This window comes from Natrinema sp. CBA1119, assembly GCF_002572525.1.
Lineage (GTDB): Archaea > Halobacteriota > Halobacteria > Halobacteriales > Natrialbaceae > Natrinema.
Genome location: NZ_PDBS01000002.1, coordinates 77610 through 96503, shown reverse-complemented (window position 1 = coordinate 96503; position 18894 = coordinate 77610). Strand labels below are relative to the sequence as shown.

Below are 18894 nucleotides of genomic sequence, written 5' to 3'. Positions count from 1 at the left end.
CTCAGCGAAGATACGAATAGAACATAAATCTCGCAACATACTCCATATTTCATAAATAAATTATTTAACTAGGGTTGGGGCCTGCATTAGATGGGTGTCTGATGATTCGTCTTGAGCCCCAAATCAACCCAATGACCGATGGTAAGCAAACATCTCGACGGCGGATGCTCAAATTGACAGGTGTCGCAACATCAACGGCGTTCGTCGCCGGCTGCGGTGGTGGCGGCGGTGGTAACGGCAACGGTAACGGCGGCAACGGCGGTGGGATCGAAATCGAGCCGGGCACGCAAATAGAGTTCAACGGGCAGACGTCTGGCTGGGTCGGTATCGCACCTGACTCGATCGCGGACCAAGAGAACCCGACGCTCATCCTCCAAGCAGGAGAAACCTACGAGATCGGCTGGACCCAGGGCGACGGCGCCCGGCACAACATCGAAATCCGCAACGAAAACGACGAGGTTGTCAATGATCTCACGACCGAGGTCGTCACCGAACCGGAAAATCAGTGGCTCGAGTTCCAGGCCAGCGACGTAATGACCACGTACATCTGCCAGGTCCACCCGACAACGATGGTCGGCGATATTCAGGTCGAAGGTGGCGGCGGTGGCGGCAACACCACTGACGGGAACACGACCGGAAACGAAACCGGCAATCAGTCCGGCTAACAGCGACACTTCCGGCGGCTCTCGGTAGGTGCCGTGGTGAAGGTGCGGACTACTCATCCGTGTTACAATCATTTGCTGCCAAGATCAAACTCCTAATATCGGGGGCAGGGCCTCGGCTACGAAGTCGCTGTTGAAGACCGGTATATTGGACTACCTTTCATGTGAGCAGGGCCGGGGCAAGTTATGATGACACGAGACGATGGCGGTACTGACTTTCCATCGTACCCCGGCAGTGAACCCACATGTTCACCGTTAATAGTTCAGACACCTGCAAAAGCACGGTTTGCATCCGTCTTTAGCTAAGCTAGAAACCGCGTGACAGCAGTCGCCTATCGTGGCTACTTTTCGAGAGTGAATGAGGAGGCGACGAGTGTGCACAACGAAGCCTCCTCATCTCGAATTATGCGTCGGCTCACTACACTGTTTCCCTCTGAGTATCTCGAAGAGCACGCCGAGGAACTCGGCGTGGTCGAGCGAGAGGGCAAGCTTCAGATTCCAGTCCTCGTGTGGGCGCTTGTGTTCGGCTCTCGCCTGCGGCGAAGCCGAACACTCGCTGGATTCAGACGCAGCTACAACTCCACAGCCGACGAGCTGATCTCTCCCGGTGGTTTCTACCACCGGCTGACGCCGTCACTCGCAGAGTACCTTCGCGACCTCGTCGAGCGCGGTCTTGACGAGGACACCGACGACTACCATCTGTATATTACAAATCTGCCGAGAGACGAGTTCCTGCCGGAGGATCTAGCAACGCTGTATCGGTGTCGATGGGAGGTAGAGACGTTGTTCCGTGAGCTGAAGACGCAGTACGAACTGGATGAGTTCGACACGAACAACCCTGTTGTCGTGGAGATCTTGCTGTATGCGGCGTTGCTGTCACTGTTGGTGAGCCGTGAGTTGTTGGATCTGGTCACCGAGCAGGCTGCCGATGAGATCGTGTTCCCGCCAGAGCGTTGGGCGGCGACCTTCCGGTCGCACGCCCAGCTCATCCTCCACGAACTCGGTGAGTATCTCGGCTACTCGCCACCGCCGCTGTTGGAGCGGCTAATCGAAGACGCACAGAAGATTCATCAGCAACGACCGATCCTGCAAGAGACGCTTGCTACCGCTACAAACCGAGGTATGAGTCTTAGCTAAAGACGAATGAGGCCCTTGGATAGAGATATCACGGAGAGTGTTATAGAGCCAATGCGATCGTCATATTACCTTTTCAACCGTAGTCCAATTAAGTCGTGGTCTCCATAACAGTAGTTGTGAATATAAGCCGTCATAATTCCGCCATATCTGTAAAATATACGTGTGAAATAAGATATCCAGATTTGCATAGAAGCGACACATAAATGGACCACCAGTATCAACTACTAACCAATGAGTGACCGTTCGGCTCTTGCTCGCCGGACTAGTATTGCCTTATTGCTTACACTTGCAGTTCTCGCAACTGGTGTCGGTGTCGTCGCTGCGAGCATGACTGCTTCAGGCCTCTCCGCGGGTGAGGCTGACGTCAGCGTCCCAACATGGTTATACCTTGCGACTGGCGGCGGTACCGTTGGTGCCTCGGCACTATTGACCATGCTCGTCACTGACCGTGAGGTGATTGACACATATCATGATCGTGCAATTAGAACGTCTATGGATCGACTATTAACTGCAGGCTCACTTTTGTTCGGAGTGATCGGTATCCTTGGCCTTGTACTAATTTTTGTCGCCGGTGTTGCCGGGCCGAACATTGGGTTAGTCAGTGCGACTGTCTTAGTGACATTTGTTGGTGGGCGTACTCTGTTAACTATTGGTGCCTATACCATCGGAAACCCATGGCCGGCACTTAACCCTTGGAAACAGATTGCCAGAGCACTCCCAAACAGCTATAAATCCTATCCTCCCTCGTTCGCCTCCTGGCCCGCCGTAGTGGCACTATTGACGTTTGTTGGTCTCGAGGTCATCGCTCCCCTGACTTCGTCACCGACTATATTGTTGCTTGTACTTGGCTTCTACTCGCTATTTACACTCTCAGGTGCGGTCGTGTTTTCGCCGGAAACGTGGTTCCGACGTGGTGATCCGCTCTCAATGTGGTTTCGGTGCTACGGGGCTGTTGCGCCGATCCAACTGACTGATGAGGGGTTCGAATTGCGGTACCCTGGATCACGGCTGAGCGATGCTGACCTCGTCACCGACACTTCGCTTGTGGCATTTGTACTTGCGCTGGTCTGGGAACTAACCTACAGCGGATTCATTGTCACGCCACTAGGTGTCCAGACTATCGAATTCCTCGTCGGACTTGGTGCACCTCCCTTATTTGTCTATTTGACGCTTCTCGTCGGTGGCTTCGGCCTGTTCTGGAAGGTATATTGGATCGCGATTGACCGGACTCGCCAGCGGGCCGAGACCTATCTCTCCCGTCGATACCTTGGGCTGCGGTTCGCAACGCCATTGCTGGCCATCGCGGCCGGCTACCACCTTGCGCACTACGTCGGATTCGGAATTTCGCTGTGGCCATCGTTGCTTGACGCCTTGGCGATGCCGCTGGATCCACCGCCGAACCCAACCCGGTACGCTTTGCCAGGTTGGTTCAACTATGTTGAGATCGCTGGCATCCTGCTCGGCCACGTCCTCGCAGTTTGGATCGCCCACACCATCTCCTTTGAACTATTTCCTGGGAAGCTCCAAGCAATCAGGAGCCAGTATCCGCTCATCGTTTTGATGGTCTTTCTCACGATGGTGAGCCTCTATCTCGTTTCACAAGGAACGATGAACCCACCATACATCTCGAGCTGACTAACCCACGATCGTAAACGGGGTGGCTGCTATACGAGTACGATATTGGATTTTTGGCTCTGTTGAAATTATCATAACATGATGGGTTTGTCACTCTGTGCAGTCAGTACAGGGAATACACATTCCGCTTAGTACGAGTGGCTATTTTCTAAGTTGCATCAGAATATTCTCCATCTGAAGAGATTTCAGGCTGTATTGTAGAAATAGGCCCTGTCTTTGCAGGTGTTAGATCTATTTGAAGAGAAGATGTGCGTTCTCTGCCGGGGTGCGGTGGAAAATCATACTCCATCGTCTCGTGTCATCACACTACCCCGGCCTTGTTACTATTCAGGGCCGCTCAGAAGAGTAGTACTCAACGGCGACTCAGTAGCCGAGACCTTGCTGCCTAGAGTGAAAATATTCAGCCCAGTGACGACTGCTAAAATCTTCCCGAATAGAGTTGTTACCCAGTTTGGTTTCCGGTTTCATTCCCGCCAGTTTGGTTCTCGGTCTGGTTCCCACCGCCGCCACCTTCGACCTGAATATCGCCGACCATCGAAGTCGGATGGACCTCGCAGATGTACGTGACCATCTCGCTGCTGGCCTCGAATTCCAACCACTGGTCGTCGCCGGGATCGGAGGTCTCCTCGGTCGCAAGGTCATTAATGACCTCGTCGCTGTCGTCGTAAATCGCGATATTGTGGTTGGCACCGTCGCCTTCGGTCCAGCCGATCTCGTAGGTTTCTCCCGCTTGGAGGGTGATTGTCGGGTTTTCTTCGTCTGCGATTGAGTCGGGCGCGATGCCGACCCAGCCGGATGTCTGCCCGTTGAACTCAATCTGCATGCCAGGCTCGATTGCCTCGCCGCCGTTACCACCGTTACCGCCGCCACCGCATCCGGCGATGAACGCCGTTGATGTTGCGACACCTGTCAGCGTGAGCATCTGCCGTCGGGATACATGCTTATCTTGTGTCATCAGGCTAGCTTGGGACTCAACACAAATAGGAGAGTACCTGTCAATGCATGGGGATCAAGCCTAACCGGAGATCCAACTCTAGACAATAGCTGATAGCGGTCTTAAATCGACGTTTAGTTTGCACGCATAGTTACTGAATCTCCCCGATTCGATTTCAGAAATTATTCTGAATAAAGAAACCGTGCGACTATCTACAGATGAACTGTGAGTTGAACTGGTCGTTCGCTCGAGATGGTTTGTCGTCCCCAGAGGGGTGCGGGGGCTCGACTGAAGTCCGCCGCAGCAATCCATGCGAACAACTGATGTAGCAACAGCGTCGCCAGACGCGGAGACGACTCAATTCCTGAAGCGAGGTATCGCCAGATGACCAACCGCAACGCATGCCGAATGCCGAACTGGTCAGCACTCACTCGCGGTCAGGCAGGATACGCTGGCCGGTTCTGCTCGGACAGCTGTGCAGTCCAATACGGCCACCTGCAGGCGGACGCTCGAGACGCGGCTCAGGAGGCTTCAGCCTGATGATCGAACAGATCGACCACCGTGGTAAGCGTTTTACGATCGATGACGTCGACGATGAGAGAATCGACCGCTGTCGTCGGGCAGACGCCCTCGAACGGCAGGCCCAGCGAGAGCGCCGCGAACGCGAGCGTGCGAAAGCAGTCGCTGGTCCAGCCGGTGCGAATCCTGACGTCGAGGTGCTCGACCGATGACGCCAGATGAGCCCGATCCTCAGGACGTCCCTGAGTTCGACCGAGCTCTCGGTGTCGACGATCCGGTTCCTGACTCGGCGTACGGTGATCAGAGGTATCACCCAGAACGTGGCGCCGTGGATGGCGGTCAGATTCCCGTCGACGATCTGCATGAGGCACTCCTTAAGGCTGAACAGACGCTAAGAAAGATCGACGAACAACTTCCCGAGCTACTGACGCTCAACAGGTCACTCACCGAACTACGCGCCACTGCAGACGCGTATGCTCGGCTCGATTCTGAGCACCACAATGGTGGGGCTTAAGTCACCGTCTGTAGCGTAGCCGCTCGTCGGTGGTAGATCCCTGTCTCTCCCCGGTTTATGTCCTCTTCTGCAGTTCTACAGAAGGGCAACAGATCCGAAGGATGATCCCAGAACCTTCAGCAGCCAATATACACACATTCGGATATGTACGATCTCACTGCGTTTCAGCGTGACCTGTTGTACGCGATCGCCGATCAGGACGAGCCACATGGTCTCGCGATTAAAGACGAACTCGAGGAGTACTACGAGAAGGAGATACACCACGGGCGGCTCTATCCGAACCTCGACGAGATCGTCGACAAAGGCCTCGTTGAGAAGGGTGAACTCGACCGCCGAACGAACTACTATACGATCACGGCTCGCGGCCACCGTGAACTCGAAGCCCGTCGCAAGTGGGAAGACCAGTACATGAGCGGCTTCCTCTCCGAATCCAAGTGACGGAGCAACATCTTCACTCCGCAGATGGGAGAGTCACGCGGAGTTCAGCGCCGACTTCGTAAAAATACCCGCGCTCGAGGAGCCGTGTGATTGCATGCTCTGCATCCGCTGACTCGAGTGTCAGTTGGTCAGTTGTGCAAAGGATATCGATCGCCCGATCTCGATCGATTGACGGGACCTGCTGGTTGCTGTCTTCGGTGTTCGAGTTCGATATCTCAGCAGAAAGGACAGCGTACGCCTCAATGATCCACTCGGGGAGCGGGGGACGAGGGTCATCGGCCAGATACATGTATCACTTCACCCGCATATATAATGCTCAATACGATACTGCTTAATTGTATTCCCTGTTGGAGATGCTATGAGTTCTTGGAGATACATTCGGAAGTTAGGAGTCCGCATGAGAGACCGATTTCCATAGCATATAGGTAAACATACAGGCTGAACACTCTGTGAGCCTCTCCGGCCAACTTATAAAGAGAGTCTCTAGCGTTGACATACAGCCATGTACGGATCTGATAACAAACATTAGAACGATTGAATTGCCACAACATGGATGATCTCACAGGGTTCCAACGAGACCTGCTATACGTGATCGCTGGTGCTAACCAACCGTCTGGTCAGGACGTGAAAGAAGAGATTGAGCAGTACTACAGTGACGAGATCAATCACGGCCGGCTGTATCCGAATCTCGATACCGTCGTCAACAAGGACCTCGTCGAAAAAGGGCAGCTCGATAGGCGAACAAACTATTACACAATCACGGAAGACGGCGAAGAAGCTATCAAGGACCGACGAGCGTGGGAATCACAGTATATCGAGTAGCTACTGTACCGGTGACGGCTTCGCACTGGCACAAGTAGCGAATCACGCGCGACTATCCAGCGTTCTCAGTAGCTTGACAGAGGCGGTGAGCAAGAGGGTGATAGTGACGATTGAACTCGATAGAGTAACGTCGGGTATGAGTAGGACAAACCGATGTTCGGCAGTTGAGACCCTGATATTGAGTAGTGGGAGACGGTCTCACCACCGACTGGAATCCAGAACAGGTATTTACAGCCGCATTCGGTGGGACTCTCAGGGCCGCCCTTCCGCCAGTTCCGGAAGCAATTCGCAGTTTTCGACAGGGTTTTGTACAGTTTTGGTGGATATAATATGTTAAACGAACGGTAAAATGCATAATAGCTCTATTTCAGCTTAAATTTCTCAGTCTGGATATATGAGATGAAAAGTGCCGGGAGCAATCATTTAGGCATATTTGACGTATTGTGAGGAAATAACGGTGGTTGGCTGTCTTGGTGGCTTGTTCGTGATTGGTGGCAGGGCAGCCCTTCTGTTTGTGGACGGCCTGCGTTCTCCACCTGGTATCTGGTACGGGGTCGTAATCGCCTCCGTTGGCGCGGTGATGGTTGCATGTGCAGCTGTATCGTCACCGTCTGCCCGGCGTCCTCAGCCCACTACCGAACCCTCTTCGCCAAGTCCATCCCCCGACTTCACGACATCGACGCAGCCGGCCGGTTCAAATCAGACCACCAAGTCTCCTGAATCGTCAACACAAAAGGCGGCTACGACAGCGAGCGACAATGACCCGATCCCGCTGACCCACCACTGACGGAAGCGAATCCGGAGCCGTCAACGACGGTGAAGACCCGCTAAGATCTCTCTACCACGACTCAGCCAACACAGCGAACGATCACTCGTTCCGGATTCGCTCGGAGAAGGACCGCTACGAGAAGAATGTGGCTATCTGCGTCGACTGCTTTTTCGAGATTCTGTTCTCCGTTATTGAGTCAAGGAGAAAAACCGTGTCCCCTTGATGAGGTCTCTGTACCGCCCGTCATCGCGATACGAACAGAAAGGGCAATTGTCCTCGCGTCCCTTCTCGTACCGTGGCATCGGTACGTCGAAGTTCGTGAACATCTCCACCTCTATAAAGCTCTCTACAGAGGGATAGTCATCGTACTGCGTTTTCACAAGTTCACCCGCGAGTAGAACCCCCGCAAGACAGGATACAAACGGTAACGCTGCATCCCCACTATCGGCTCCATTCTCATCTTCATCAGTAACTCCCGGAGCGTCCACATCAGCCATTGCACAGGCCGGCGAATACGATGTTTCATCCGGCGGGAAGTGACACAGCAAGCACGCTTCCTGGATCGGAATCTGCCGCCGGACGTTTACTGCCGTCCCATTCGTCGTCGTTTCAATCATCAACGGTGGACGACTGTACTGGATGTCCTCACGAGCACGGTCATCGTCGACCTCCGGAAGGACGATATCGGGATAGGGACTGTCCTGCGCTTGTGTTGCCCCATATCGTTCTGGGAAGGTTTGCACCGAGATCCCATCGTGCGCCGCGAGGTACTGTTCACCAACCGCAACCTTCGTCCGATCACCTACATCTGCGTCTGCAGCAGTAAAGATCGGTGACCGATTCAGGTTCTCAAATTCGACGACGTCGTGATCGATGAGCGCAAGCTCCGCCTGCACAGGAAGCATGGCGAGTACATAGAGCAGGGCCGACCCGATGGATCCCACGCCCGCCAGTTCGACCATCCCGAGGTCCACGGCTGATGGAAGCCGGGGCTCCACCGTATGAAGTGACCCGTCCGGGTTCGGTGTCAGGCTGAACGCATCGAACGAGAAGGCATCCGGCTGTTGGTGTGCCGGCCGCCCGATGAGCGCTTTAAACAACTCGCCCACGCCGAAACACGCAGCAGCCGCCGGACCGATCGGGTTCGACGAAGAGTCGGTGAATTCCTCGATAGCCGCGTTCCGCTGGATACGCGCGCTCCAGCCACACGCCGCGATCCGAATCGTCGGCTCGGTCGGTGTTGGAGCGTTCCCGATTGCCAGCACAGCCTCGTACGCATCATCATCTGCCGGTGCATCGCGAACGCGAACCGTACCGAACGGATCTGCAGCAGCCATCTCGGCCCATGCCCTGGCTGCAAGTGTTGTCGGATAGTCAGCGTGCTGTACTGCCGTCTCGAGGGCAACATCGGAAACAATAACGTCGATGTTGCGGTTGAACCGGCTCGTGATGTTGCAGGCAGTGAGCGTCATTACCTGTCCGGCGAGTGTCGCTGCGACATCGTCGGCGACAGTGATCAGTATGGGCGCTGTCTGATAATCCGCGGTATCGACAAGTTGCTCGGTCCGGTCATCCCGGCGAGCATAAAACTCCGCTCGAGTGCATGAAATATTAGGTGTCATGGACGTGTATCAATGTGGGTGGGTGCCGAGAGCACAGTAAAGTCCTCGTCAATCTCGGACGTATTGAGACGGCGGAATTGGTCTATCTCGTAGCGATAAATGCCACAGGACGCCAGCGGTAGCATGCCCTCGTCCGCGTACTCGGGGACGACGATGGAATAGGAACCGTTGTACGGGAAGAAGGCCTCGTCCTCGTCGGTCCCGGAATGGATGGTGCTAGTCCCGGGATGACTATGGACGGTCGCGAGAACGCCAATATCGTGCTCGTGCACGGTCTCTGTCACTCGCATGTTTGCGAGCCCAGAAACTTCGAAATGTCCTGGTTTAGTCGAAGCTTCAGGAACGATACAGCTCGTTACGAGCAACCACTCGGGAGTGGGCTCGCCAAGTTCCATCCCGGCCCAGTAGACGACGCCCTCGTGGTCTTCATATGCGGGTGAGTGACTCCGTAGTCCGTCGCATGTTGCTTCGCAGACTCTTTTCGGAACGAGAACGGTCGGATACATCTGGCGGTCTGCTTGCTGGTCCGATTCACCGCCGGTTGGAGGCGATTGGTCCCGGCCCAAGAGTCGACGAAGTCGTTCAAAGAACTCGATCATTCTGAAAATCGCCCCTGGTAGTGGTCGTTATGGAGTCGCCGCTCGACGAGGAGAAGGAATCCACTGATCGTCCGGTGGAACCCCGCCTCGTCCTTCCACCGAGAGATTGTTTGCGGGTTCCAATCGTTGTGCACCTGATCAATTTCGAGATAGAACTTCCGGTTGAATGCGTGGCAGATTCCCGGCCCATTTTGCCAGAGGAGCGAATGGCTACCTCCGCGGTCATCGAAGAATGCTCGGGGTGTTCCGGGTTCACGCGTCCTAGGATCAAGCATCTCGATCCGCGGCGGAGCTTGGTCATAGTCAGTGCACTCGAATTCGATGACGTACGGTTCGTCGTCACGGGCGGTCAACTCTACCGTGAGCAGCAGCTGATCGAACTCTGGAGAGACCGTCCAGCCGAACTGCTCCGCCCGATTTTGGATGGTTGTCGTCTCGTCGCGGAGGAGCGCTTCACTAACCCGACGTTTCATTCATTCGCGCCTTTCCCACTATCGCTGAGGATGACGGTCGTGCTGTCGAGGTCGTAGCTCACGAGTGTTCGATTACGCTGGAGTTCTTCGCGCTCGCCGTCCTCGGTGCGGAAGAACGTCGGGTTGTTCGCGTTCTGATAGTCAAACGCGTCGGCCACTTCTTTGGCCGCCGCGCCGACCTTCTTGTTCTGGTCGAAGGTGAATTCGTCACTGTCTCCCTTCGGAGATTGGACCGTGAACGTCAGTTCAGGGGGCATGCACGTGGACGTGAGAACGCCATCGGGTTAAGTATGATCGAGAGAGAATCGGCACTTTCGTGACTCTGCTGCTAGTCACAATAGTTACGTGCTATCGTAACTATAGATACGGTGAGGCAAACTGATGATTGTTCCAAATCGCGTTCATATTATTCCGCTTGGATACGAACGAGACCGGGTTGTGGAACCGCCACTCCAACTCAACGCGGATGTCGTGGTTCTCCTCAATCACGATGGGGCAGCGGACACTAAGCCAGCGTACCACCAAGAGGTTCGACAGAAACTTGAGGGGGCTGCACCCGAGGTCGTGAACCATACTTGCGATATCTTTGATCTATATGCCAGTCTCGGTGGGATAGCCGAAACCATCACCGACTACCGTGGTGATGAAGTGTACGTAAACCTCGCAACAGGGAGTAAGGTCACCGCAATTGCAGGTATGATTGCCTGCATGGCGACCGGCGCGACCCCCTACTATGTCCGTGCGGAGCGGTACGGTCCGGAGACGGAGCACCCGCCAGCAGAACCGGTTAGTTACGGCGTGGCGGGTATCGATGAAATGCCAGCGTATCCCATCAAAGGGCCGGCGCCAGAGCACATCGCAATTCTCGCCTACCTCGACGAACAGGGGCGTGCCTCGAAAAAAGAGATCATCGAATTCAGTGAGGACGTGAACCTACCGTTTATCCAGACGTACGAGTCCGACAACATCAAGGGTAAATACCGGTTGCTTGATTCGCATATTCTGAACGCACTACAAGAGCGGGAGTACGTGGAAATCAAAGAGGTCGGTCGGCAGAAGTACGTAAGCCTGACTGAGGAAGGGCAGAATACACTTCGCGCATTCAACTACTTAGCCGACGAAGTGTAGTCCGGAATGCCGTAGAACATGGTGGTTCCGATGTCCACGTTGGACTATTAGAGGAGCCTCGTAGGCGGATCTTGAACCTACAGTTCCGAACGACCGGAGTCACGAGTCGATCGTCACACTCGTGGAGTGTGCTCTCGTCGAGCTGACGCACGAGGCCGTAGTGCAGTGTTCGTCTCACAGCAGGTAGGAGGAACGAAGCGGACGCAGTATATCACCGTCGACGACATCGGCGAGCAGATTCAGAAGCGGCACTTCGACGACCAGTTGGGCTGGCACGAGACCACCATCCCTCGACGAACCGTTCGAGACGAGCTCATCACCCAGCTCACTTGGTCGGCATCCCCGCTGGCGGAGCGCCCACGTGAGGCTCCAGCTACAGAGACAGACACGTTCGCGGTAAAGCCAGTTCGAGACCTCCAAACACCATAGTGGATAGCCTTAACCAACGTTTCGGAGTGACTCCGGTATAGTGTTGGTTAATTACTGATCAGGCGGCAGTCGTAGTTCCAGCGCTGGTCGGTCTCTCCTTTACCGCCGACGGCGACTTCCGAGCCGTAGACGTGAAGTTCTCAGACCAGCGCCGTGTCCTCGAGTTCCAGTTGAACCGGCCGTTCGGAAGTCGGAATCGGCAGAAGCCGATGAGCAGGTCCTTCTCGGAGTCCTTGAACAAGATGAAGTGTTCGGTGTCGCCTCAGGTCTTGTAGGTCAGTATGTCGAGGTCGACGTTCTCGGACACCTCATCGTTTATTCCGGCCTCACAACAGCAGATATACTTGCAGCCCAGCCGTGTTCATCCAACCGTTGATCGGCGAGTTTGTGGAAATTTGACTTCCGACGCCGGCGTTGATGAGGTCCGCCGGGATGTCTCGCTGGACGCGCTGGAGTCGTGTGTACCGGGGGATCGTCGACCTGATCTCGGCGATTAGCTCGGTGACCTTGTAGTTCGACAGGGATCGTACTGTCTCTATGCAACCAGCCGTAGGTCACGTCTCCTGCACCACGGGAGTCGGGTTGACATTCAGGTAGTCTGGCCTCCACTGCTCGGTCTCGAAGAGCCGCTGGAAGTCCTCGAGACACATCTCTTTGCTTAACCCGGGCTGACCCGGTATCATGTGGAATCTGACCTTGAACGCCGAGTCACGCAGTCGCTGGTTGGCGTCAATCGACTCCTGGACGCCGTGGGCGCGGTGTACCTCCCGATTAACACGCTCGTAGGCGGTTTGGACGCCGACCTTAGGCATCCGGTTGAGCTACTTGGGGCCGTACCAGTCGGGTTTGGTCTCGAAGGTCGTCCCGATGTTGTGGACGTCCGAGGTCTCGTTCTCTGAGATGACGTCCCCAAGACACTTCTACTCGTACTCCTCGGGTCCTGCGCGAAATTGACACCCTCGGCCGGTTCGGGCTCCTTATCGATGTCGAAATCATTCATCGCCTCGAGCATGCTTGACAAACTACCCTTGGTAGTCATGGTTGTGGGCGATATCGTCCCGCCCATCAGGATGACCTTGTCGACGGGATGGCCGATCTGACGCAGCTACTCGAGCCGGAGCGTGACCTGCTCGTACGGATTGTAATCGTTCTGGCTGCCAGGGGCGGCAGGCTCCTTGCCCGTGTAGCTCTGGGACGACGAGAACTCGGAGTCGGGACCGAGGGACAGTAGAGACACTCCTATGAGGACACCGCTCTGGCGAGGTCATGATCGTGACCGGCGAGACGCCAGAGACTGTCCAAGCCGATTTGCGTCAAAGCGCCGTCCCGAGGGTCTCGCGGTGCTCTTCGGGCGTGTAGTCCAGCAGCTCGGATTTCTTCGGCACTTTGGACGTGGAGTATCCCAACCAAGCTTTGAGCTTGGCTTTCTCGACCTCGTTGTGCTCGATCTCGCCGGCGAGGATTCGGTCGACAAGCGTCTCGTAGACCCGCTCGAACGCCTCAGTTTCGGTCGGTTCGGGCGTCTCGGTACTGACTGTGGTAATTCGTCGCCGTTTGCGAATAAGCGTGTTAGATTCTCGAATCAAGACACCGCCGGAGCAATCGCTGGCGGCGGGCGACTCCCGTCAGGGTCATCGATTCTGGATACATCGGCCTTTCTGAAAGGTAGTCGCTTAAGGGCAGTCTCGCCCTATGCACCGCGTACCGAATGTCTCCTGACCTGGCGATAGTCATCGCCGCAGTCGCGTTGCCGTTCGCCGCCGCAGCCATTACGCCGTTGTTCTTTCGCGTCCTCGGCGAAGGAACCGGGTTCGCGGGAACCTTCGTCGCGCTCGCCTCGTTCGGTCTGCTCGCGACCCAGTATGGACAGGAGGGGACCGTCGCACTTGAGTGGGTTCCCTCGCTCGATATCGCACTCCGCTTTCACGTTGACGGCTGGGCGCTCTTATTTGCCTTGCTTGCGTGCGGTATCGGCGCGCTTGTCTTTACCTACTCGCCCGCGTATATGCACGGTCAAGCCGGACTCAGCAGATACTACGCAGCACTGCTCGCCTTCATGGGCTCAATCGTCGGCGTCGCGTTGGCCACCGACCTGATCGCGATCTTCCTGTTCTGGGAGCTCACCAGTCTCTGTTCGTTCGTCCTGATCGGCTACTACACTGCCGACGACTCTTCGCAGTACGCCGCCCGGATGGCCATGCTCATCACTGTCGGTGGCGGTCTCTTCCTGCTCGTCGGCCTCCTCCTTCTCTCGGTCGTCGCAGCCGATCTCCTTGGTCCCGAGTCCGCGTTCAATCTCGCCGCGATGCTCGAGAACCCCGAGGCGATGCAGACCGCCCTGCGCGAGCAGGGCCTGTTCCTGCCGGTGCTCGGACTGCTCGCCATCGGCGCAGCGACCAAGTCCGCGCAGGTGCCGCTGCACTTCTGGTTGCCCAATGCGATGGCAGCACCGACCCCGGTCTCGGCCTTCCTCCACTCCGCGACAATGGTTAAGGTCGGCGTCTACTTCGTCGGGCGTGTCCGCCCTATGCTCATCGGTCCTGAGTGGTTCTTTTTGTTCACGACGCTCGGACTGACGACAATGACCGTCTGTGCGGTGCTAGCGGTCGCGGCGACGGACATCAAGGAACTGCTCGCGTACTCGACGGCGAGCCACCTCGGCCTGATGGTCGCTGCCTTCGGCTTCACCTCCGTCTACGGCGCGGAGGCCGGCGTCTTCCACCTGTTCAATCACGCGCTGTTCAAGGCCGCGCTATTCCTCGTCGCCGGTATCGTCGCCCATGAGGCAGGTACTCGTAAGATCGACATGCTCGGCGGTCTCGGACGTGATCTGCCGGTCACAGCGGTGATCACCACGGTCGCCGCGCTCAGCATGGCCGGCATCCCGCCGTTCAACGGCTTCTTCTCGAAGGAGCTGCTTTTCGAGGCCACCGTCGAGGTGAGCCACGACGTCGGGATGCTGGGCTGGCTCTATCCCGCCGTTGCTATCTTTGCGAGTATCTTCACGGTGCTGTACTCGCTTCGGTTCCTCTCGCTTTTCTTCGGTGACCGGCCGGACGGACTCGGCCGCATCACTAGCCCTCCCGTCACCCTGCTCGTCCCACCGGCCGTGCTGGCGCTGCTCGCCGTGGTTGTTAGCGTTGATCCGCAGCTTGCTGTCGACACCATCGTCCAGTCCGGCCTCGAGGCGACGGCGAGCGACCCTCAGGAGATGTACGTCGGCATTCCGACGTCGTACTCGCCGGCGGTGGGAATGAGCATGGTCACGATCGGCGGTGGACTCGTCGTGTTTCCGTTCTACGGCCGTCTTCACGATGCCATTCGCGGGGTCGTGCAGCAGACGCCGCCAGTTCGTGCCAACTGGTGGTACAACGTCGTCGTCGACGGCCTCACTGATGAAGGCCGGTGGTTCGCCGAGACAGTCCACAACGGCCTCCTACGAACGTACGCAACGTGGACGCTGACAGCGACCTGTACACTCGCGCTCGTCGGCTTCGTCGCGGCGGATGCCGTCGCGCCGACCGAGTTCGGGCTCGACGTCACAGTTCCGATCGCGCTCGTATTGCTCGTTGCGGTACTCGGCGGAGTCGCCGTTGTCCGCTCAGAGACCCACATCGCGGGCGTGCTCACGCTCTCAATTCTTGGGTTCATGGTCGCGATCTTCTACATTCTCGCGAGCGCGCCCGATCTCGCCTTGACCCAGCTGGTCGTCGAGACGCTCGTGCTGGTAATCTTCCTGCTTGTGATCGAGGAGATCCCCAAGTCATACGCGATCGGGCTTGTCCGGGGCGTTCGCGATGCCGTCCTTTCATTGGTGGTCGGCGTGACCGCGTTCGTCACCGTCATCGTCACGACCAGCGCGCGCCCCGACGGCAGTACGGCCATCGCCCGCTACTTCACCAAGAAGGCGGTTCCAGAAGCTGGCGGATACAACGTGGTCAACGTGGCCCTCGTCGACTTCCGTGGCTTCGACACGCTGGGTGAACTCGTCGTAATCGCGTTGGCCGCGATATCGATCCTGACGCTCATCGCGATGCGGACTTACAGCGACGGCGAACTGACGGAAACACGGGGCGACGACGGACCAACCGGCTCCCACACCGACGGAGGACGTTCCGGAGGTAACGATGAGTGACGACAAAGATTACATCTGAAGTCGGTCAACTATTGCGTTCTGTCAGAGAGTGTCATGATACTCAATCTTAGCTCAGGTTTTAGAAGTATTGGCTTGCTATTCTCAACCATATAGGAAGGGATGGTCTGCTGAAACGCTTGGAGAGGTACAAATTCAGCCAGTAGTGTGACCGGATGGAGCCTCCACAAATCGCAGTTACTCTGGTTTGTTGAGCAAACATTCAATTTCGCTCGGCGGGCTGTCGCGCGATATCCTCAAAGTTCTCGAAACGGCGCTCTATGGACAGTGCAGCCAGAACAAGACAGTAGATTCGCGTCTCAAGCGGAAGTGTGGTGTGTTTGTCTACTTCGGCACTGGTGGAAGCAATTTCGAGAACTCGCGCTTACTCACCTCACTTACAATCTCGACCAGATACTTTAATCGTCAGATTCAGGGGCTATACTTGACGTTGTGAATTCACAACCTACTTTATTTATCTTGTACTTTTGCGTCTTGTGCGGCCAGTTCATCCTGAGTCTATCTCGTGAGACCCAAACGTAGCCGTTTTCGTCGGCAGGACTGCAGCTTGATCATCAACCAATATCGAATACTTTCCACCTCACGATGACAAAGTCGGAGATAGTGACAGACTCTCTGTTCTTGTAATGGTGAAAAGCGACTGCTCAACGAAAGCTCGAAAGATCGTATATATGGGTGGCGAACATATTCACACGTTTCTCACCTAATAGGAACTAGCCTCACCCGCTATTCAGCGGGAATTTATATACTCAAATAGCCTATGAAAGAGCGTATTGAGCCGTCCGAGACAGATGTCTCGCGCCGCAAGCTTCTCCTGACAACTGGTGCTACGAGTATCTCGGCCTTTGCGGGCTGTTCAACAGATAATAGATCCACTGAGAACGGAACGGAAACAACGGCGCCGGCGACCATAACGGACCATTCGTCGCCAGACCTCGAAAAATGGGTTGACGATGTGCCTCGCCCAGGCGTCATAGAGTCAACTGGGATGAAGGACGGGCAACCCTATTACGAGATCGAAATGAGCGAAGTCGAACAGAATCTCCACAACGATCTTCCGCCGACGACCGTCTGGGGGTACGATGGTCAATACCCTGGTCCGACCATCGAAGCCCAACAAGGCGAACCGATCTATGTGCGGTGGCAGAACAGGTTGCCGGACGACCACCTCTTACCCGTGGACACGACGGTTCATAGCGATCTAGTCCCGTACGATACAACAGGCGTACGAGTCGTGACGCACCTTCATGGAGGGAACATCGAAGCCGAGAGCGATGGCCACGCCCAAGCGTGGTTCACCCGTGATTTTCAAGACACGGGACCTGAGTTCGAGAAAAAGGACTACTACTACGTGAACGACCAGCCCCCAACGACCCTGTGGTACCACGACCACTCGCTCGGCATCACGCGGTTAAACGTATATGCAGGTCTCGCAGGCTTCTATCTACTTCGGAACAAACACGAGCAGGATCTCGGCCTACCCGATGGTGAGTACGAGATCCCACTCGTGCTTCAGGATCGAAGCTTCAATGAGGACGGGTCATTGTTCTATCCGACGGCCATCTCGGACGAGCAAAAAAGTGGAGAGCAGTCACAGCCAGATACGAGCATTGTTCCGCAGTTCTACGGAGATACGTCTGTCGTCAACGGGAAAGCGTGGCCTCGGCTGCCCGTCAAACCCAGAAAGTATCGGTTTCGGCTCCTCAACGGTGCCAACAGTCGATATTACAATCTCAAACTGCTCGAGTACGATGAGACTTCCGGCGAAACTGGTGACGACGGCCCGCCGTTCGTCCAGATTGGGAACGATGGCGGCCTCCTCTCGGAACCGGTCGAGATTGCCGACCGTCTCGAGTTGGGACCGAGCCAACGTGCCGACGTCATTGTTAACTTTTCCGACTACGCTGGCCAGACGCTGCTCCTTCACAATAATGCGCCGTCACTGTTCCGTGGCACGCTGGAGAGAAGCGAGGAGACAAAGCCACTTCCGGAAATTATGCTTATCGACGTGGATGACGCGGGGAGCATACAAGGCACCAGTCAGGTGCCGGACAAACTGACGGAGATCCCGAAGATTTCTGCCAATGCGGTAGATCGTACCAGACAGCTCTGGCTCTCTACGCAAACCGACGATTACGGACGGATGCTATACCTCCTCGGGACAGGAGACCAAAAAGTAGGGTACAGACTGGACGATCCCGTTACTGAGGATCCCACGCTCGGCGACACCGAGATCTGGAGTCTCGTTAACAATACTGCAATGTCCCATCCGATACATCTCCATCTAGTACACTTTCAGGTGCTGGGACGAGAGTCGATCAACGATTATGATCCGGACAAGGACACCATTAAACCGGCTACGATCGAGTCTCCCCAGACCTATGAGCTGGGTTGGAACGATGTAGTCACTGTTGATCCCGGTGAGGTTGTTCACGTGATCGCACACTTTGGGGAGTACGAAGGACTATTTAATGATCAAACGGGAAAATATATGTGGCATTGTCACATGATCGAGCACGAAGATCACGACATGATGCGTCCCCTCAAAGTAGTCCCCGAACTCTGATAACTAACTAAATCTATAACCACTATCGTTTCGTTCGCAGTCTTAAGCGGTTGCGTTTTAATACTGGTATATATGACCCTGTCTAAGAATTCGCACTATCAGTCATCCGATATCGATCGAAGACACCGCTACACGATTCGCCAGACCGGCCGTCAGTGTCGACAAAATGCGAATCGGGCTCAGTTATCCGGCGATCGCGTTCCGCAGCGACCTGTCGGGAGATATCCCGCGAGCTGACGACGTACCCCTCGAGCGTGTCGTCGGGTAGATTCGTAAAGCGGCCCTCGAGCCACACCCACTCGCAACTTCGGGTTGCGTGACGATATCGGACCAACGCGGACAATTCCCCCGTCGCACTGATCTGCTGGAACTGGTCCGCGACGGTTTGCCGATTGTCCGGATGGATGTACTCCTGGGAGCCCTCGCCGACGAGCTGGTCCGGCTCGTACTCGAGCAAGATCGAGGCTAGATCGCCGATTTTGACGGTCATCTCA

General features: G+C 55.8%; 15 protein-coding genes and 3 pseudogenes. 11 read left to right on the top strand and 7 right to left on the bottom strand.

Annotation, left to right across the window (positions count from 1 at the left end; translation table 11 throughout):
* The first annotated feature begins 164 nt into the window (after positions 1-164).
* The 3 genes and pseudogenes from CP556_RS20565 (at position 165) to CP556_RS20555 (ending at position 3434) form a co-directional block, all read left to right on the top strand.
* Positions 165-665 (top strand): hypothetical protein, encoded by a 501-nt coding sequence (locus CP556_RS20565; protein WP_098727566.1) that lies wholly within the window; start codon positions 165-167, stop codon positions 663-665.
* Positions 666-1067: 402 nt separating this feature from the next.
* Positions 1068-1795 (top strand): annotated as a pseudogene (locus tag CP556_RS20560) (transposase).
* A gap of 235 nt (positions 1796-2030) precedes the next feature.
* Positions 2031-3434, top strand: a complete 1404-nt coding sequence (locus CP556_RS20555) for a hypothetical protein (RefSeq protein ID WP_098727564.1) — start codon at positions 2031-2033, stop codon at positions 3432-3434.
* Positions 3435-3876: 442 nt separating this feature from the next.
* Here CP556_RS20555 and CP556_RS20550 read toward each other — a convergent pair whose 3' ends face one another.
* The gene (locus CP556_RS20550) at positions 3877-4356 is read right to left on the bottom strand and encodes a cupredoxin domain-containing protein (protein ID WP_098727563.1); all 480 of its coding nucleotides are present in this window, start codon (positions 4354-4356) and stop codon (positions 3877-3879) included.
* Positions 4357-4907: 551 nt separating this feature from the next.
* On the opposite strand from CP556_RS20550, the gene CP556_RS20545 reads away from it, so the two are divergent.
* From CP556_RS20545 to CP556_RS20525, 4 genes are all read left to right on the top strand, one after another.
* The gene (locus CP556_RS20545) at positions 4908-5099 is read left to right on the top strand and encodes a hypothetical protein (protein ID WP_098727562.1); all 192 of its coding nucleotides are present in this window, start codon (positions 4908-4910) and stop codon (positions 5097-5099) included.
* A complete protein-coding gene (locus CP556_RS20540) occupies positions 5096-5401 on the top strand; it encodes a hypothetical protein (RefSeq protein WP_098727561.1) in 306 nt (101 codons plus the stop codon). Before CP556_RS20545 ends, CP556_RS20540 begins: the two co-directional genes overlap by 4 nt.
* 144 nt (positions 5402-5545) lie before the next feature.
* On the top strand, positions 5546-5839 hold the full coding sequence (locus CP556_RS20535) for a PadR family transcriptional regulator (protein ID WP_098727560.1): 294 nt from the start codon (positions 5546-5548) through the stop codon (positions 5837-5839).
* A gap of 549 nt (positions 5840-6388) precedes the next feature.
* A complete protein-coding gene (locus tag CP556_RS20525; protein WP_098727558.1) occupies positions 6389-6661 on the top strand; it encodes a PadR family transcriptional regulator in 273 nt (90 codons plus the stop codon).
* A 957-nt stretch (positions 6662-7618) separates the two neighbouring features.
* Here CP556_RS20525 and CP556_RS20520 read toward each other — a convergent pair.
* The 4 genes from CP556_RS20520 to CP556_RS20505 all read right to left on the bottom strand — a co-directional run bounded on the left by CP556_RS20520 (position 7619) and on the right by CP556_RS20505 (position 10381).
* Positions 7619-8902, bottom strand: a complete 1284-nt coding sequence (locus CP556_RS20520; RefSeq protein ID WP_176548271.1) for a ThiF family adenylyltransferase — start codon at positions 8900-8902, stop codon at positions 7619-7621.
* A 146-nt stretch (positions 8903-9048) separates the two neighbouring features.
* Positions 9049-9558 (bottom strand): Mov34/MPN/PAD-1 family protein, encoded by a 510-nt coding sequence (locus CP556_RS20515; protein ID WP_176548270.1) that lies wholly within the window; start codon positions 9556-9558, stop codon positions 9049-9051.
* 89 nt (positions 9559-9647) lie between these two features.
* On the bottom strand, positions 9648-10124 hold the full coding sequence (locus tag CP556_RS20510; RefSeq protein ID WP_098727555.1) for a hypothetical protein: 477 nt from the start codon (positions 10122-10124) through the stop codon (positions 9648-9650).
* Positions 10121-10381 carry a hypothetical protein gene (locus CP556_RS20505; RefSeq protein WP_098727554.1) on the bottom strand — a complete coding sequence of 87 codons (261 nt, stop codon included), beginning with the start codon at positions 10379-10381 and terminating at the stop codon, positions 10121-10123. The genes CP556_RS20510 and CP556_RS20505 overlap by 4 nt, the downstream gene beginning before the upstream one ends.
* Before the next feature lie 124 nt (positions 10382-10505).
* Here CP556_RS20505 and CP556_RS20500 point away from each other — a divergent pair, with 124 nt between their 5' ends.
* Both CP556_RS20500 and CP556_RS20495 read left to right on the top strand, forming a co-directional pair.
* Positions 10506-11252, top strand: coding sequence for an HFX_2341 family transcriptional regulator domain-containing protein (locus CP556_RS20500; RefSeq protein ID WP_098727553.1), 747 nt, complete (start codon positions 10506-10508; stop codon positions 11250-11252).
* Between the two features lie 64 nt (positions 11253-11316).
* Positions 11317-11681, top strand: a pseudogene (locus CP556_RS20495) (DUF8030 family protein); the annotation flags it as partial.
* 143 nt (positions 11682-11824) lie between these two features.
* On the opposite strand, the pseudogene CP556_RS25510 reads toward CP556_RS20495, so the two are convergent.
* Positions 11825-13225, bottom strand: a pseudogene (locus tag CP556_RS25510) (tRNA uridine(34) 5-carboxymethylaminomethyl modification radical SAM/GNAT enzyme Elp3); the annotation flags it as partial.
* A 164-nt stretch (positions 13226-13389) separates the two neighbouring features.
* On the opposite strand from CP556_RS25510, the gene mbhE reads away from it, so the two are divergent.
* Both mbhE and CP556_RS20475 read left to right on the top strand, forming a co-directional pair.
* On the top strand, positions 13390-15816 hold the full coding sequence (mbhE, locus tag CP556_RS20480; RefSeq protein WP_098727549.1) for a hydrogen gas-evolving membrane-bound hydrogenase subunit E: 2427 nt from the start codon (positions 13390-13392) through the stop codon (positions 15814-15816).
* Positions 15817-16594: 778 nt separating this feature from the next.
* A complete protein-coding gene (locus tag CP556_RS20475; RefSeq protein ID WP_098727548.1) occupies positions 16595-18400 on the top strand; it encodes a multicopper oxidase family protein in 1806 nt (601 codons plus the stop codon).
* Positions 18401-18482: 82 nt separating this feature from the next.
* On the opposite strand, the gene CP556_RS20470 is transcribed toward CP556_RS20475, so the two are convergent.
* Positions 18483-18890, bottom strand: coding sequence for a PAS domain-containing protein (locus CP556_RS20470; RefSeq protein ID WP_098727547.1), 408 nt, complete (start codon positions 18888-18890; stop codon positions 18483-18485).
* Positions 18891-18894 lie beyond the last annotated feature (4 nt).

What these genes read in the sequence shown, in the direction of transcription:
- CP556_RS20565 (WP_098727566.1), top strand. Translation starts at nt 165, where the DNA reads ATGCTCAAATTGACAGGTGTCGCAACATCAACGGCGTTCGTCGCCGGC.
- CP556_RS20555 (WP_098727564.1), top strand. Translation starts at nt 2,031, where the DNA reads ATGAGTGACCGTTCGGCTCTTGCTCGCCGGACTAGTATTGCCTTATTG.
- CP556_RS20550 (WP_098727563.1), bottom strand. Translation starts at nt 4,356, where the DNA reads ATGCTCACGCTGACAGGTGTCGCAACATCAACGGCGTTCATCGCCGGA.
- CP556_RS20545 (WP_098727562.1), top strand. Translation starts at nt 4,908, where the DNA reads ATGATCGAACAGATCGACCACCGTGGTAAGCGTTTTACGATCGATGAC.
- CP556_RS20540 (WP_098727561.1), top strand. Translation starts at nt 5,096, where the DNA reads ATGACGCCAGATGAGCCCGATCCTCAGGACGTCCCTGAGTTCGACCGA.
- CP556_RS20535 (WP_098727560.1), top strand. Translation starts at nt 5,546, where the DNA reads ATGTACGATCTCACTGCGTTTCAGCGTGACCTGTTGTACGCGATCGCC.
- CP556_RS20525 (WP_098727558.1), top strand. Translation starts at nt 6,389, where the DNA reads ATGGATGATCTCACAGGGTTCCAACGAGACCTGCTATACGTGATCGCT.
- CP556_RS20520 (WP_176548271.1), bottom strand. Translation starts at nt 8,902, where the DNA reads ATGACGCTCACTGCCTGCAACATCACGAGCCGGTTCAACCGCAACATC.
- CP556_RS20515 (WP_176548270.1), bottom strand. Translation starts at nt 9,558, where the DNA reads ATGTATCCGACCGTTCTCGTTCCGAAAAGAGTCTGCGAAGCAACATGC.
- CP556_RS20510 (WP_098727555.1), bottom strand. Translation starts at nt 10,124, where the DNA reads ATGAAACGTCGGGTTAGTGAAGCGCTCCTCCGCGACGAGACGACAACC.
- CP556_RS20505 (WP_098727554.1), bottom strand. Translation starts at nt 10,381, where the DNA reads ATGCCCCCTGAACTGACGTTCACGGTCCAATCTCCGAAGGGAGACAGT.
- CP556_RS20500 (WP_098727553.1), top strand. Translation starts at nt 10,506, where the DNA reads ATGATTGTTCCAAATCGCGTTCATATTATTCCGCTTGGATACGAACGA.
- mbhE (WP_098727549.1), top strand. Translation starts at nt 13,390, where the DNA reads ATGTCTCCTGACCTGGCGATAGTCATCGCCGCAGTCGCGTTGCCGTTC.
- CP556_RS20475 (WP_098727548.1), top strand. Translation starts at nt 16,595, where the DNA reads ATGAAAGAGCGTATTGAGCCGTCCGAGACAGATGTCTCGCGCCGCAAG.
- CP556_RS20470 (WP_098727547.1), bottom strand. Translation starts at nt 18,890, where the DNA reads ATGACCGTCAAAATCGGCGATCTAGCCTCGATCTTGCTCGAGTACGAG.